Origin of the sequence: Mycobacterium aquaticum (assembly GCF_002086485.1) — a bacterium.
In the GTDB taxonomy this organism is placed as follows: Bacteria; Actinomycetota; Actinomycetes; order Mycobacteriales; family Mycobacteriaceae; genus Mycobacterium; species Mycobacterium aquaticum.
Map to the genome: position 1 here is coordinate 65,263 of NZ_MVHF01000030.1, position 13,713 is coordinate 78,975.

The following is a 13,713-nucleotide window of genomic DNA, read 5'->3' on the forward strand; positions in this document are numbered from 1 at the left end:
ATGCGCATCGCCATGACCGTCGGGGCTGCAACTGCCGCCGCCGCGTTGACGCTGGCGCCGACGGCGGCTGCCGACAGCGAGGGCGCGCTGGCCGACGGCCAGGTGCTGACCGCGTTCGACACGCAGGATCCCGCCATCGGGCGGTTGGATCCCCAGCTGCTGGCCGCCATCCAGCACGCCACCACGGCCGCTGCGGCGGACGGCGTCACCATGACGATCAACTCGGGATGGCGTTCGCCCGAGTTCCAACAACGGTTGCTGGACCAGGCGGTACAGACCTACGGGAGCATGGCGGCCGCACGTCAGTATGTGCAGACGCCCGAGCAGTCCAAGCACGTCACGGGCCAGGCAGTCGACGTGGGCGGCCCAGGCGCCGATCAATGGCTCATCGCCAACGGCGCGCGGTTCGGCCTGTGCCGTATCTATGCCAACGAGCTGTGGCATTTCGAGCTGGCCGCCGACCCGTTCGGCGCGTGTCCCCCGTTGCTGCCCGACGCGGCGGGCTGACAACACCTATAGGCTCATGCCCCGTGCGCGCCGTGCTGATCGTCAATCCGAACGCGACGTCGACCACTCCTGCCGGGCGTGACCTTCTGGCCCACGCCCTGGAAAGCCGGGTGAAGCTGACCGTCGTCCACACCGACCACCGCGGCCATGCCATCGAGATCGCTCGCGATGCCACCCGCGACGGCGTCGACGTCCTCATCGTCCACGGCGGTGACGGCACGGTGAACGAGGTGGTCAACGGCATTCTGGGGCATTCCGGCGGTCGGCCCGACGCCGACGCGGCGCCGGCGGTAGCGGTGGTTCCTGGCGGCTCGGCCAACGTCTTCGCCCGGGCGCTCGGCATCAGCCCGGACCCGATCGAAGCCACCAATCAGCTCGTCGACCTGCTCAGCGATTACCGGCGGGGCGGCAAGTGGCGCCGGATCGGGCTGATGGACTGCGGTGAACGCTGGGCGGTGTTCACCGCAGGGATGGGTGTCGACGGGGCCGTGGTCGCCGCGGTGGAGGCTCAGCGGGCCAAAGGCCGCAAGGTCACCGCATCCCGCTACATCCGCGTGGCGGTACGCGAAGTGCTGGCCAGTGCCCGCAGGGAACCGACGCTGACTCTCCAGCTGCCCGGCGCTGAGCCCGTCGCGGGCGTGCACTTCGTGTTCGTGTCCAACTCCAGCCCGTGGACCTACGCCAACAGCAGGCCGGTGTGGACCAACCCCGACACCACGTTCGAGACCGGGCTGGGCGTGTTCGCGACGACCAGCATGAATGTGTGGGCCAATCTGAAGCTCGTGCGGCAGATGGTCTCTCGCAAGCCACGCATCGCCGGCAAGCACCTGATCCGTGACGACGACGTGACGAGCGTGACAGTGACGAGCGACACGCCGGTTGCATGCCAGATCGACGGTGATTTCGCCGGACTGCGCGAAACTATGACGTTCACAGCTGTCCCGGAGGCCCTCGGCGTTGTCGCGCCACTCGCGAAAACCTCTTGACCTGCGATAACCGACCCGCTACCGTCGTTTTAAGGCGCAGGTGAGTTGAGCCTAGTACAACCGAGTAAGGGTTCTGGTAACAGGTCGGGCAAGTGACATTGCGCACTTGTTAACTCGCGAGTATTGACATCTGTTCAGCCTGTGAAAGCATCGGATGCAACAGTGCAGAAACATTTCGTATGCACGCGTTAACAGCCGAAGAAAAAGCTCGTGCGCTTCGCTGCGCACACATACATATCTGACAAGGAGTTAGACCAATGGATTGGCGCCACAAGGCTGTCTGTCGCGACGAGGATCCCGAGCTGTTCTTCCCGGTCGGAAACAGCGGACCGGCGCTCGCGCAGATCGCTGACGCGAAGCTCGTGTGCAACCGTTGCCCGGTGACCACCGAGTGCCTCAGCTGGGCATTGGAATCCGGCCAGGACGCCGGCGTCTGGGGTGGCATGAGCGAGGACGAGCGTCGCGCGCTGAAGCGTCGCAACGCCCGCACCAAGGCGCGCACCAGCGTGTAACCCCCCGCCTGTGCCAACAGGTTGCTACGGCCTCGACGAAATTCGTCGGGGCCGTAACTCTTTTTTGACGAATTCGATAGCAAATTGCGTTACGACAATCACATTGCGAATCGCAGCGAAACTGTGCATTCGGCGTAGCCGACGTCCTTACTGAATACCCCGGGTGCGTCGGCCGATCGGCACCCGCAGCACCACGTCGGTACCGCCGTCGGGCGCATCGTGCATCCCCAGTGATCCGTCGAGCTCCGCCGAGACCAGCGTCCGCACGATCTGCAGCCCGAGCCGGTCGGACTTCTCCAGGCTGAACCCCGCAGGCAGGCCGCGGCCGTCGTCGTGGACCACCACGTCGAGCCAGCGGGCCGATCGCTCCGAGCGGATGGTCACACAACCGTGCGGCGCCTTGACGTCGAAGGCGTGCTCGATGGCGTTCTGGACCAGTTCGGTGATCACCATGACCAGCGCGGTGGCCCGGTCGGCGTCCAGCACACCCAGATCTCCCACGCGGTTGATCCGGATCGGAGTGTCCACCGACGCCACGTCGTTCATGATCGGCAGGATCCGGTCCACCACCTCGTCGAGGTTGACCTCCTCGTCGACCGACATCGACAGCGCGTCGTGCACCAGCGCGATCGACGTCACCCGACGCACCGATTCGATCAGCGCCTCACGTGCTTCGACGTTGTTGGTGCGCCGCGCCTGCAACCTCAGCAGCGCAGCGACGGTCTGCAGGTTGTTCTTCACCCGGTGGTGGATCTCCCGGATGGTGGCGTCCTTGCTCAGCAGCGCGCGGTCGCGGCGCTTGACCTCGGTGACATCGCGGATGAGCACAGCGGCCCCCACAGCCGACCCGTGCACCACCAACGGCAGGGTGCGCAGCAGCACCGCCGCGCCGCCCGCGTCGACCTCCATGCGCATGCTGGAGCCGCCTGCGAGCGAATCCCGCACATGGTTGGCCAGTTCCTGGGCCTCGAACGGATCGGAAATCAGCGGACGGGTGGTGGCGACGAGGTTGTGCCCGTCGAGTTCGGAGGCCAGACCCATCCGGTGATACGCCGAGATGGCGTTGGGGCTGGCGTAGACGACGTCACCGACTTCGTCGAGCCGGATGAATCCGTCGCCCGCTCGGGGGCTGGACCGCGACATGGCCAGATCACCCACGTTGGGGAAGGTGCCCTCGGCCAGCATGTGCAGCAAGTCCCCCGCACAGTTCAGGTAGGCGCCCTCCAGCGGGCTTGCGAGCCGCCGGGCGGCCAGCGCGGTCTGATGGGTCAGCACTGCGACGACCTGGTCACGGTGCCGTACCGGGACCGCCTCTACATTCAGCCCTGGCACATCCTGAAGGTGCTGCTGCCCGTCGGTGCCCGCAGCGATCGCACCGGATTCGAAGGCCGTGGTCACCACGGGAAGGTCGTCGGCAGCGGCGAGGGTCCCGACCGAGTCGGCGAGCAGTACCGTCGGCGCCGTGTTGGGCCGCACCTGCGCGACGCACACGAGGACGCCGTCGTCGCGGCGCACCCACATCAGGTAGTCGGCGAACGAGAGGTCTGCCAGCAGCTGCCACTCACCCACCACCGCATGCAGGTGGTCGACCGCGCTTCCGGGCAGGATGGTGTGCTCGGCCAGCAGGTCACCGAGAGTGGACATCAGCCAACTTCATGCAGGCGAGGAGCATTCACACCCTGAGCGTCAGTCGATCACCGCGATCAGATCGCCGGCTTGGATCACGTCGCCCTCGGCCACGTTCACCTTCGTCACGGTGCCCGCGACCTCGGCAAGGACGGGGATTTCCATCTTCATCGACTCGAGCAGCACCAGAGTGTCACCCTCACCGATCTGGTCGCCCTCGTGGACCACGACCTCGAGCACACTGGCCACGATCTCAGCGCGAACGTCCTCGGCCATTCTTCACCCCACTCACTCTGGCTGCTGTCTGTATCCGGGCTATATCGAACCACAAGACCGGGTGGACGGTGCTGTAGCCGGGCCGTGAGACACTGGGGAGCAAGCTCTCGAACATCTGGAGGAACATCATGGCCAAGCGTGGCCGCAAGAAGCGCGATCGTAAGCATTCACAGGCGAACCACGGCAAGCGTCCCAACGCCGGTTCGAAGTCAGTGCGCTGACCGCGTCAACCGCGATCTGAAGGCCGGGCCATACGCCCGGCCTTCATGCATTAAACGGCCTTGTCCAGGCCTTTCATCGCCTCAGCCCCGGATGATCGTGGTGCGGCTGATCTCGATGCGCAGCCGCTCCCGCAGGCTGTCAGGCGCTTTCTCGCCGCTGCACCTGCTGGCGATCAGCCGCTTCACCCGCTCCTCGACGCCGTAGTGGCGAAGGCAGGCCGGGCATTCTTCGAGATGGTGCTTGAGCTTGTCCCGGCTTTCGGGCGTGCACTCGCCGTCCAGCAGCGTCCATACCTCGGCGATCACCGCCGCGCATTCGGGATGTTCGGGGTCGACGGGACCGATGGGAGGCGTCCAGCGCTCATTTTCGTCGAAGTCGCTCATGACGACACTCCCTCCGGTGCGCCAACCTGCTCACCTCGGATGAAGCCGCGATCGCGGGCCACATCGGCCAGCAGATCGCGCAGTTGCTTGCGACCGCGGTGTAGCCGGGACATCACGGTCCCGATCGGCGTATCCATAATCTCGGCGATCTCCTTGTAGGGGAATCCCTCGACGTCGGCGTAGTACACCGCCATCCTGAACTCCTCGGGCAGTGCCTGCAACGCAGCCTTGATCTCCGTGTCGGGCAGCGCCTCGAGTGCCTCGACCTCCGCTGAGCGCAGGCCGGTCGAGGAATGCTCGGCGTTGGACGCCAGCTGCCAGTCGGTGATCTCGTCCGTCGGATACTCCGACGGCTGCCGCTGTTTCTTGCGGTAGCTGTTGATGTAGGTGTTGGTCAGGATGCGATACAGCCACGCCTTGAGGTTGGTGCCCTCGCGGAACGACCGGAAGCCGGCATAGGCCTTGACCATGGTTTCCTGCAGCAGGTCCTCGGCGTCGGCCGGGTTGCGCGTCATGCGCAGCGCACCGCCGTACAGCTGGTCCAGCAGCGGGATGGCATCCCGCTCGAACCGTGCGGTGAGCTCCGCATCGGTTTCCTGCGGCTCGGACATAGCCCGCTCGTCGACGTCAGTCATGGTGCGGAACACCGTCCCTTCTGTCGCGGCGCCGCCGAACTGCCCGAAATCAATCGAACGTTCAAGGCACACGGTTGGCACCAAAATTCCCCTTCCGATCCTAGAGCGTGCTACCGACAGGTAGCTCCGGCGAGCACCCTGTCACCGAAGCTGCATGCAACAACAGCACACAGGGCGCAGTGTGTTCCCGGGCGGTTTCGGGTGATTTTCGGGCTAACCTGGCCCGGTGGCACGCGCAGCGACCCCGGCCATCGCGGCTCTCGTCGCAGCCGGTATCGACCATGAAGTGGTGCAATACCACCACGACCCGCGCAATGAATCGTTCGGCGCGGAAGCCGTCGCCGAGCTCGCGGCGGCAGGCATCATCGCCGAGCAGGTGTTCAAAACCCTCGTCATCGCCCTGCCCAAAGGCCTGGCGGTGGCTGTGGTTCCGGTGCCGGCCAAGCTGTCGCTGAAGGCGGCGGCCGCCGCCCTGGGGGTGTCGAAGGCCGAGATGGCCGACCCGGCCGCGGCACAGCGTTCGTCGGGATATGTGCTCGGCGGAATTTCGCCCCTGGGTCAGCGCAAGCCTCTGCCGACCGTCGTGGACGCCTCGGCGTTGCATTTCGAGCGGGTGTTGTGCAGTGCAGGCAAGCGCGGCTGGGATGTGGCGCTGGCACCGGCCGATCTGATCCGCGCCACCGACGCGGTGACCGCGGAGATCACCGCTTAGTTGATGTCCGACGGGTGATGCGCCAGCGGCGTCACGTGGATGTCCATGTAGGGGAACAGCGGTAGACCCGAGATCAGCGTGTGCAGCTCGTCGTTGGACTCGACGTCGAAGATCGAGAAGTTCGAGTACTCCCCGACGATCCGCCAGATATGCGGCCACTTGCCCGACCGCTGCAACTGCTGCGAGTAGGCCTTCTCGCGCGCAACGGTCTGCGCGACCAGGTCGGGATCCATGTCGTGGGGAATGTGGACGTCCATGCGGACGTGAAACAGCATCAGGCACGCACCGGGTCGAGCACGAACCCGTACTGCACCTTCACGCTGCCGTCCGGCTGCGCGACCGGATCCAGCATGAGCTCGGGCTTGACCGCGTCGGCGATGTCGTCGCCGTTGTGCGGGTCGCCGGGGAAATACAGCTGCGCGGTGAGCATTTCGTGTCCGGGCGCGGACACCTTGACGTGCAGATGGGCCGGCCGCCAGGCATGCCAGCCTGCCGCCGCGATGAGCTTGCCGCACGAGCCGTCGGTCGGGATCTGGTAGGGCGCGGGCCGGATGGTGGTGATCCGGAAGCGGCCGTCGGCGCCGGTGGAGATGCTGCCGCGCAGATTCCACTGCGGGATGCCCGGGGCGAACTGCGAGTAGAACCCGTCGGAATCGGCATGCCACAGTTCGACCTTGCCCGCCAACGGTTTTCCGTCGGTCGAGGTGATCTGCCCCTCCCACACCAGCGGTGTCCCCGCTTCGCCGTCGCGCATCGGCAACGTCGCGTCGGCACCGAGTTCCGGTGCGTCGGGAACGTAGTACGGGCCCTCGATGCTGCCCTTGTTGCCGTGCCGGTGCGACGTCGCCACGTCCTCGATGACGTGCTCGACCCAGACGTCGAGGAACAGCGGCCACTCCCCGTCCTGGCCGACGCCGATGAGCCACGCCTTCAATGCGTTGTACTCGTCGTAGCTGACCCGGTGACGTCGGATGGTCGCGTGCACGGCGTCGAGGACTTCTCGGGCCAGCATGTCGACCCGCTCCGCCGGGACGTCGCGCACTGCCTCGAACGGTGACTTGTCGGTGTGGAACCGCTCGGTGGCCGATGCTCCGGACGCGGCGGCCGAGGCCTTCTCGGTGGTGGTCATGGTCAATTCCTCATCTGATTGGCGCGTTTTGTGGAGTTTCAGCCGGACCGCGAGCGCGTAAGACGGCTCACAGGTCGGTGCGGTAGGCGGCGAGCTTGTCGGGGTCGATGTCGATGCCGAGGCCGGCGCCGGGTGGGCGGTGCAGGTACCCGTCGCTGATCTGCAACGGCTGGGTCAGCAGGTCGTCGTTCATGTCGAGGAAGTTCGACAGTTCGCCGGCGTAGCGGGTGGTGAGCGGGAACGCGGCGCCGAAGGCCACGGCACACGCGGTGCCGATCTGACCGTCGATCTGGTTGCCCATCACCACCTCCACACCGAGTCCCTCGGCGAGGTGCAGCACCCGCGCCGAGCCGGTGAAGCCCGTACGTGCGGTCTTGATGCTGATCGCGGTCGCCGAGCCGGCGAGCACCTCACGGGTCACGTCGGCCGGGGTCGGCACCGATTCGTCGGCGATGAACGGCACGTCGAGCTGCCCGACGAGCCAGCGTCTGCCGATCACGTCGTCGGCCGGGCACAGCTCCTCGGCGAACAGCAGACCGAGGTCGGCCATCTCCTTCATGGCGCGCAGCGATTCGGCGGCCGACCAGCCGCGGTTGCCGTCGACGTAGAGCTCGACGGTGTCACCGAAACGTTCCCGCAGCGCCCGCACGACGGCGGTGTCCAACGAGACCGGCCTGCGGCCGACCTTCACCTTGAAGGTGGTGATGCCGTACTGGTCGCGCATCCGCTCGGCCTCGGCGACCATGCGGGACGGCTCGTCGAAGCCGAGCATGTGGCTGACCCGCATGCGGTCGGTGAAGCCGCCGAGCAGATCGGTGACGGGAAGGCCGAGGGTGCGCCCGAGTGCGTCCCACATCGCCATGTCGACGGCGGCCTTGGCGGTCGGGTTGCCGACGGTGCGGGCCATCCGGGCCGCGGCGACTTCCCGCTCGGTCAGGGCCAGGCCGACGAGCTCAGCGGCGAAGATCCCGTCGATCACCGCGATGATGCCACGCTGGGTCTCGCCGTAGGTGAAGGGCCGCGGCGGCGCCTCGGCAACGCCGACGATGCCGTCGTCGGTGTGCACCCGCACGAGCACATGCTCGGCGGCGTGCACCTCTCCGGAGGCGAAACGCAGCGGTTTGCGATACGGCACAGTGAACGGGATGGCCTCGATCCGGGTGATCTTCATCTTTGTCCCCCAACGGAATCGGTGAGAAGAGCGGTGGTGAGCAGGTCGAGCACGGCTTGCAGCAGCGGGTTGTCCTCGCCGGTGCGCCAGGCCAGCGACAGCTCCACGTCCTGGGCGTCGAGCAAGTCACGGAACACGAGCCCGTCGAGCGGCAGCGCCCGCACCGACTGCGGCACCACTGCGACGCCGAGCCCCGCGGCGACCAACGCGAGCAGAACAGCGGTACCCGGGGCCCGGTGCTCCTGGTGCGGTGCGTAGCCGGCCTCGCGGCAGCTGCGCAGCACGGCCGCGTTGACGGCCGAGTCCCGGCTGCCGTAGACGACGAACGGCTCGTCGCGCAGGTCCGACATGGAGACGACGGGCTCGACCGCGAGCCGGTGGTCCACCGACACCGCGAGGATGAGCGGTTCGACCTCGATGGTGCGCAGCTCCACGTCCGCACCGACGGCAGGGGGACGCAGCACGCCGAGGTCGAGCGCTCCCGCCCGCAGCGCATCGCACTGGTCGGGGGTGAGCATGTCGGCCCGGATCTCCAGGGCGACATCGGGCAACTCGCGCTTGACCACCCGGGCGATGCGCGGCAGATGCGAAAATGCCGCTGTCCCCGTCAACCCGAGCCGGATCAGCCCGCTGCGCCCGGCCGCGATGCGCCGCACTCCGCGCACCGCGTCGTCGACCCCGCCGAGGATGCGGGCGGCCTCGGTCTGCAGGAACTCCCCCGCCGCGGTCAGCACGACCTGGCGGGTGGTGCGGTTGAACAGGGTCACGTCGAGTTCGGCTTCCAGCTGCCGGATCGCATAGGACAGCGCGGGTTGCGCGACGTGCAGCTGCTCCGCGGCCTGCCCGAAGTGGCACGTCTCGGCGACGGCTGCGAAGTAGCGCAGGTGCCGAAGCTCCATGTCACCTCCTGGGTTTCGCCGCCTCGTCATGTGACCAGGGACACTGAATCCAGGCTAGGAGCGCGATCCATACATAACAAGGACACAGTTTCGCTCCATTAATCACTCTCATCGATCAATAAAGCCCTGGGCCAGGACTAGCAATAGGCCTGGTGTGACGGGCACCACGCGATGGGAGGGTGCCAATATCCGACCTGCTGGAGGCACCCATGAGCGCATCGACCACCGAGCATCTGCACCACGTCGAGACCGTGCTGGCCGACGCGGTGATCGACGACCGAGGGGCCGGGATCTACCGCGCCAACCGCCGGATCTTCACCGACGAGGACCTCTTCGAACTGGAGATGAAGCACATCTTCGAGGGCAATTGGATCTACCTGGCGCATGAGAGCCAGCTGCCCAACCCAGGCGACTACTTCACCACCTACATCGGCCGCCAGCCAGTGGTCATCACGCGTGACCGCGACGGCGAGCTGCACTGTCTCATCAATGCCTGCGCGCACCGCGGCGCGATGATCTGCCGGCGCAAGACCGACAACAGGATGACACTGACATGCCCGTTCCACGGGTGGACGTTCCGCAACGACGGCTCGCTGCTGAAGGTCAAGGATCCCGAAGACGCCGGCTACCCGGACACCTTCAATTCGGGCGGCTCGCACAACATGACTGCGGTCGCGAAATTCGACAGCTACCGCGGCTTCTTGTTCGGCAGCCTCAATGCCGATGTGCTGCCGCTGACCGAACACCTCGGCGACGCGACGACCGTGATCGACATGCTCGTCGATCAGTCGCCCGACGGTCTTGAGGTACTCCGCGGATCGTCGACGTACACCTACGACGGCAACTGGAAAGTGCAGGCGGAGAACGGCGCCGACGGCTACCACGTCACCGCCACCCACTGGAACTACGCGGCCACCACCAGCAGGCGCGGCACCGGCGAATCCACCAACGACGCCAAGGTGCTCGACGCCGGAGGGTGGGGCAAGTCCGGCGGCGGCTACTGGTCATTCCCGCACGGGCACCTGTGCCTGTGGACGTGGGCGGCCAACCCACAGGACCGCCCACTGTGGGATCAGCTCGACGCACTCAAGGCCCAGCACGGCGAAGCCAAGGGCGAGTTCATGGTGAAAGGCTCACGCAATCTCTGCCTGTACCCGAATCTGTATCTGATGGACCAGTTTTCGACGCAGATCCGGCATTTCCGCCCGATCGCGCCGGACAAGACCGAGGTCACCATCTACTGCATCGCCCCCAAAGGCGAGAGCGACACCGCCCGGGCCCAACGGATCCGGCAGTACGAGGACTTCTTCAACGCCTCCGGCATGGCCACACCCGACGACCTGGAGGAGTTCCGGTCCTGCCAGCTGACCTTCCGCGCAACGGCCGCACCGTGGAACGACATGAGTCGCGGTGCGCAACACTGGCTTTCCGGCCCCGACCCGCTCGCCGAGTCGCTGGGCATGCACGGCGTGGTGTCGGCCGGGGTCAAGAACGAGGACGAGGGCCTCTACCCCGTCCAGCACGGGTATTGGCTGCAGACCATGCGGGCAGCCGTGGCGAACGACAGCGGGAAGTGACATGACCAGCACCGAACAGGCCGCGAAACTCATCACCCAGAACGCCATCGAGCAGTTCCTCTACCGCGAGGCCCGCTACCTCGACGACCGCGAGTTCGAGAAGTGGCTGGACTGCTACGCCGACGACGTCGTCTACTGGATGCCGTCGTGGACCGATGACGATCAACTGGTGACCGACCCGCAACGCGACATCTCGCTGATCTACTACGCCAACAAGGGTGGCCTGGCCGACCGGGTGTTTCGGATCCGCACGGAACGGTCCTCGGCGACGTCGCTGCCTGAACCGCGCACGAGCCACAACATCAGCAACGTCGAGGTCATCGAACGTCGTGGCGACCTGGTCGATGTCCGGTTCAACTGGCACACCATGTATTTCCGGTACAAGACGATCGACCCGTACTACGGCACCTCCTTCTACACCATCGACTTCTCCGGTGCGCAGCCGTTGATCCGGCGCAAGACCGTCGTGCTCAAGAACGACTACATCCACCACGTGGTGGACGTCTACCACTTCTAGGATCGCCATGACCTCAACACATTCGGTGGCCCTGGCTTTCGAGGATGGTGTCACGCGGTTCATCACCTGTCGCGACGACCAGACCGTTGCCGACGCGTCCTACCGGCAACGCATCAACATCCCGCTGGACTGCCGAGACGGGGCGTGCGGCACCTGCAAGGCGCTGTGTGAATCGGGCAGCTACGACGGTGGCAGCTACATCTCCGACGCCCTCTCCGACGACGAGGCGGCCGCGGGCTATGTGCTGCCGTGCTGCATGAAACCCAGCTCGGATCTGGTGCTGCAGATCGCCGGCACCTCCGACGTCGCCAAGACTCAGGCCGCGCGTTACACCGGCACCCTGGTGGCGTTGGATCGCTTGTCGGCCAGCACGATCCGCTTCGCGGTGGACATCCCGAACCGCAGCGAGTTGGCGTTCCTGCCGGGTCAGTACGTCAACATCACCGTCCCGGGCAGCGGCGAAACGCGCTCATATTCGTTCGCCAACGCCCCGCACGACGACCGCCTGACCTTTCTCGTGAAACTCAGCCCGGGCGGGCTGATGTCGGAGTACCTGGCTCAGCGCGCCGCCGTCGGCGACGAGATCACGTTCACCGGCCCGCACGGATCGTTCTTCCTGCGCGAGGCGGACCGACCGGTGCTCATGCTGGCCGGTGGCACCGGGCTGGCGCCGATCCTGTCGATGCTGCGCACGTTGGCAGCAGCAGGCAGCCACCGCAAGATCCACCTGATCTACGGCGTCAAATCCGACGCCGACGTGGTCGAAACCGCCGCCCTGACCGAGATCGCCGGGACGTTACCGGGTTTCACGTGGGAGCACTGCGTATCCGACCCGGCTAGCACCGCAGCCAACAAGGGCCGGGTGATGACCCTGATGCGCCCCGAGCAGCTCTACCACGGCGACGTCGCGGTATATCTGTGCGGCCCACCGGCAATGGTCGACTCGGTGCGCGGGCACATCGCCGGGTTCGGGATCGACGTGAGCGGATTCTTCTACGAAAAGTTCGCGCTCGCCCGCGGTGACAAACTCGCGCCCGCGCACGACATTCCCTCGGCGTCCCCCACCGAGATCCTGCTGAGCGCACCCGACGCCCGCGCGATCGCCGGCCAGACGGTCCTGCCTGCCGCCGACATCGCGGCAGGCCGACGTGCCGCCTCGAGCCCCCCACCCGGCCAACACCACCTGCCCGATACCGGCGAGCTCATCGCGTGCGGCGCCCGAGGCATCGCCGGGCAAGAGATCTTCGAATCAGTCGAAGCGCCCACCACCCCAACAGAACCCGTCACCGACGACGGGTACCAGATCGGCGAGGAGCATCCCGAGGTACATGAGTCCGACGCGCTGTTCGAGGCCAGGCGAGCCCTGGAACTCGGCGCTCTCGAACTGACCCTGGGCCGGTTGTCCAGCAGGCAACTGGCGGGATACCGCCTTCTTGCCGACGCCACCGTGCCGTACGTGGACGGCGACCACTTCGTCGACGCCGCCCAGTACACCGAGACCAACGCCGCCTTTCACGACTACCTGTTCACCCTCACCGGCAACGAGCATCTCCTGCACGCCTATCAGGCACTTGGTGTCAAGGGTCGGATGAGCGAGGTGCTGCGCAACGCCACGTGGTGTCACCCGCTGTGCGCGCAGGATCACGTGGACATCGTCACGGCGTTCGAGGCGGGCGACCGTGACGCCGCCCGGGCCCTCATCGTGGCGCACGCCGACCGCTCCAAGCAGACCATGCGCCGCGCCATGGCCGACGCCGAAAAATCCAGGACGGCAAAGCAACCGAAGTTCATCACACCCGGACGGTTCGCCGGCAAGGTGGTGGTGGTCACCGGCGCCGCGCAGGGCATCGGCGAACAGACTGCGCGCAGAATCAGCGCCGAGGGCGGCATGCTGGTGCTGGCCGACCGCTCGGAGCTGGTCAAGGAACTGGCCGACGAGCTGACCGCCGTGGCGGTGACGGCCGACCTCGAGCATTGGGAGGGTGCTGATTCGCTTGTTCAACAGGCTATTTCGGCATTCGGGCGGATCGATGTGCTGATCAACAACGTCGGTGGGGCCATCAACTTCAAGCCGTTCACCGAGTTCAGCGACGCCGAGATCCGTGCCGAGGTCGACCGCTCGTTGATGACCACGCTGTACGCCTGCCGGGCGGTGCTGCCGGGCATGGTGTCCCGCGGCGCGGGAACCATCGTCAACGTGTCCTCCGCGGCCACCCGAGGTATCCACCGCATCCCGTACTCGGCCGCCAAGGGCGGCATCAACGCGATCACCGCGTCGTTGGCCATGGAGTATGCCGACGCAGGGATCCGCGTCGTCGCCACCGCTCCGGGCGGCACCCAGGCTCCGCCGCGCCGGATCTCCCGCGGCACACCCGTTCCGGTCAACGACACCGAACAGGCGTGGTTCGATGCGCACATCGAGCAGACTCTCGGCTCGTCACTGATGCACCGGTACGGAACCCTCGATGAGCAGGCCGCCGCGATCTGCTTCCTGGCCTCCGACGAGGCGTCCTACATCACCGGAACGGTGCTGCCCGTGGCCGGCGGTGATCTGGGCTGAG

16 protein-coding genes are annotated in these 13,713 nt (G+C 66.4%); 8 read left to right on the top strand and 8 right to left on the bottom strand.

The window, feature by feature from the left end; genetic code table 11:
- The 3 genes from BST13_RS25065 to whiB1 all read left to right on the top strand — a co-directional run bounded on the left by BST13_RS25065 (position 1) and on the right by whiB1 (position 2,005).
- Entirely contained in the window at positions 1-507 is a 507-nt protein-coding gene (locus BST13_RS25065) for a M15 family metallopeptidase (protein WP_083166712.1), read from the top strand.
- Positions 508-530: 23 nt separating this feature from the next.
- Positions 531-1,493 (top strand): diacylglycerol/lipid kinase family protein, encoded by a 963-nt coding sequence (locus BST13_RS25070; RefSeq protein WP_083166713.1) that lies wholly within the window; start codon positions 531-533, stop codon positions 1,491-1,493.
- A gap of 257 nt (positions 1,494-1,750) precedes the next feature.
- The gene (gene whiB1, locus BST13_RS25075) at positions 1,751-2,005 is read left to right on the top strand and encodes a transcriptional regulator WhiB1 (protein WP_029373613.1); all 255 of its coding nucleotides are present in this window, start codon (positions 1,751-1,753) and stop codon (positions 2,003-2,005) included.
- Positions 2,006-2,152: 147 nt separating this feature from the next.
- Here the strand turns inward: whiB1 and BST13_RS25080 are convergent, their stop codons facing one another.
- The gene (locus BST13_RS25080) at positions 2,153-3,649 is read right to left on the bottom strand and encodes a sensor histidine kinase (RefSeq protein ID WP_083166715.1); all 1,497 of its coding nucleotides are present in this window, start codon (positions 3,647-3,649) and stop codon (positions 2,153-2,155) included.
- A 42-nt stretch (positions 3,650-3,691) separates the two neighbouring features.
- The gene (locus tag BST13_RS25085) at positions 3,692-3,907 is read right to left on the bottom strand and encodes a biotin/lipoyl-binding carrier protein (protein WP_029373615.1); all 216 of its coding nucleotides are present in this window, start codon (positions 3,905-3,907) and stop codon (positions 3,692-3,694) included.
- Between the two features lie 128 nt (positions 3,908-4,035).
- On the opposite strand from BST13_RS25085, the gene BST13_RS40445 reads away from it, so the two are divergent.
- Positions 4,036-4,128, top strand: coding sequence for a 50S ribosomal protein bL37 (locus BST13_RS40445; RefSeq protein ID WP_087078850.1), 93 nt, complete (start codon positions 4,036-4,038; stop codon positions 4,126-4,128).
- A gap of 81 nt (positions 4,129-4,209) precedes the next feature.
- On the opposite strand, the gene rsrA is transcribed toward BST13_RS40445, so the two are convergent.
- The gene (gene rsrA / locus BST13_RS25090) at positions 4,210-4,512 is read right to left on the bottom strand and encodes a mycothiol system anti-sigma-R factor (protein WP_083166716.1); all 303 of its coding nucleotides are present in this window, start codon (positions 4,510-4,512) and stop codon (positions 4,210-4,212) included.
- Positions 4,509-5,147 (bottom strand): sigma-70 family RNA polymerase sigma factor, encoded by a 639-nt coding sequence (locus BST13_RS25095; RefSeq protein ID WP_095533704.1) that lies wholly within the window; start codon positions 5,145-5,147, stop codon positions 4,509-4,511. Before BST13_RS25095 ends, rsrA begins: the two co-directional genes overlap by 4 nt.
- 226 nt (positions 5,148-5,373) lie before the next feature.
- On the opposite strand from BST13_RS25095, the gene ybaK reads away from it, so the two are divergent.
- The gene (ybaK, locus tag BST13_RS25100; RefSeq protein ID WP_083166719.1) at positions 5,374-5,859 is read left to right on the top strand and encodes a Cys-tRNA(Pro) deacylase; all 486 of its coding nucleotides are present in this window, start codon (positions 5,374-5,376) and stop codon (positions 5,857-5,859) included.
- On the opposite strand, the gene catC is transcribed toward ybaK, so the two are convergent.
- The 4 genes from catC to BST13_RS25120 form a co-directional block, all read right to left on the bottom strand.
- Positions 5,856-6,134 (bottom strand): muconolactone Delta-isomerase, encoded by a 279-nt coding sequence (catC, locus tag BST13_RS25105; protein WP_083166721.1) that lies wholly within the window; start codon positions 6,132-6,134, stop codon positions 5,856-5,858. The genes ybaK and catC overlap by 4 nt on opposite strands.
- Positions 6,134-6,988, bottom strand: a complete 855-nt coding sequence (catA, locus tag BST13_RS25110) for a catechol 1,2-dioxygenase (protein ID WP_083166722.1) — start codon at positions 6,986-6,988, stop codon at positions 6,134-6,136. Before catA ends, catC begins: the two co-directional genes overlap by 1 nt.
- A 67-nt stretch (positions 6,989-7,055) precedes the next feature.
- Complete coding sequence (locus BST13_RS25115; RefSeq protein ID WP_083166724.1) at positions 7,056-8,159, bottom strand: mandelate racemase/muconate lactonizing enzyme family protein; 1,104 nt, start codon at positions 8,157-8,159, stop codon at positions 7,056-7,058.
- Positions 8,156-9,058, bottom strand: a complete 903-nt coding sequence (locus BST13_RS25120) for a LysR substrate-binding domain-containing protein (protein ID WP_083166725.1) — start codon at positions 9,056-9,058, stop codon at positions 8,156-8,158. Before BST13_RS25120 ends, BST13_RS25115 begins: the two co-directional genes overlap by 4 nt.
- A gap of 209 nt (positions 9,059-9,267) precedes the next feature.
- On the opposite strand from BST13_RS25120, the gene benA reads away from it, so the two are divergent.
- The 3 genes from benA to benC are packed head-to-tail and all read left to right on the top strand — an operon-like array spanning position 9,268 to position 13,712.
- A complete protein-coding gene (gene benA, locus BST13_RS25125) occupies positions 9,268-10,635 on the top strand; it encodes a benzoate 1,2-dioxygenase large subunit (protein WP_083166727.1) in 1,368 nt (455 codons plus the stop codon).
- Between the two features lies 1 nt (position 10,636).
- Positions 10,637-11,152: a benzoate 1,2-dioxygenase small subunit gene (gene benB, locus BST13_RS25130; protein WP_083166728.1), complete on the top strand. Its 516-nt coding sequence runs from the start codon at positions 10,637-10,639 to the stop codon at positions 11,150-11,152.
- A gap of 7 nt (positions 11,153-11,159) precedes the next feature.
- The gene (gene benC / locus BST13_RS25135) at positions 11,160-13,712 is read left to right on the top strand and encodes a benzoate 1,2-dioxygenase electron transfer component BenC (protein ID WP_083166730.1); all 2,553 of its coding nucleotides are present in this window, start codon (positions 11,160-11,162) and stop codon (positions 13,710-13,712) included.
- Position 13,713 lies beyond the last annotated feature (1 nt).

Excerpts from the sequence above, each read along its gene's own strand:
- benC (WP_083166730.1), top strand. The coding sequence starts at position 11,160 with ATGACCTCAACACATTCGGTGGCCCTGGCTTTCGAGGATGGTGTCACG.
- BST13_RS25115 (WP_083166724.1), bottom strand. The coding sequence starts at position 8,159 with ATGAAGATCACCCGGATCGAGGCCATCCCGTTCACTGTGCCGTATCGC.
- BST13_RS25095 (WP_095533704.1), bottom strand. The coding sequence starts at position 5,147 with ATGACTGACGTCGACGAGCGGGCTATGTCCGAGCCGCAGGAAACCGAT.
- BST13_RS25120 (WP_083166725.1), bottom strand. The coding sequence starts at position 9,058 with ATGGAGCTTCGGCACCTGCGCTACTTCGCAGCCGTCGCCGAGACGTGC.
- whiB1 (WP_029373613.1), top strand. The coding sequence starts at position 1,751 with ATGGATTGGCGCCACAAGGCTGTCTGTCGCGACGAGGATCCCGAGCTG.
- catC (WP_083166721.1), bottom strand. The coding sequence starts at position 6,134 with ATGCTGTTTCACGTCCGCATGGACGTCCACATTCCCCACGACATGGAT.
- catA (WP_083166722.1), bottom strand. The coding sequence starts at position 6,988 with ATGACCACCACCGAGAAGGCCTCGGCCGCCGCGTCCGGAGCATCGGCC.
- BST13_RS25085 (WP_029373615.1), bottom strand. The coding sequence starts at position 3,907 with ATGGCCGAGGACGTTCGCGCTGAGATCGTGGCCAGTGTGCTCGAGGTC.
- benB (WP_083166728.1), top strand. The coding sequence starts at position 10,637 with ATGACCAGCACCGAACAGGCCGCGAAACTCATCACCCAGAACGCCATC.
- benA (WP_083166727.1), top strand. The coding sequence starts at position 9,268 with ATGAGCGCATCGACCACCGAGCATCTGCACCACGTCGAGACCGTGCTG.
- BST13_RS40445 (WP_087078850.1), top strand. The coding sequence starts at position 4,036 with ATGGCCAAGCGTGGCCGCAAGAAGCGCGATCGTAAGCATTCACAGGCG.
- rsrA (WP_083166716.1), bottom strand. The coding sequence starts at position 4,512 with ATGAGCGACTTCGACGAAAATGAGCGCTGGACGCCTCCCATCGGTCCC.
- BST13_RS25065 (WP_083166712.1), top strand. The coding sequence starts at position 1 with ATGCGCATCGCCATGACCGTCGGGGCTGCAACTGCCGCCGCCGCGTTG.
- BST13_RS25080 (WP_083166715.1), bottom strand. The coding sequence starts at position 3,649 with ATGTCCACTCTCGGTGACCTGCTGGCCGAGCACACCATCCTGCCCGGA.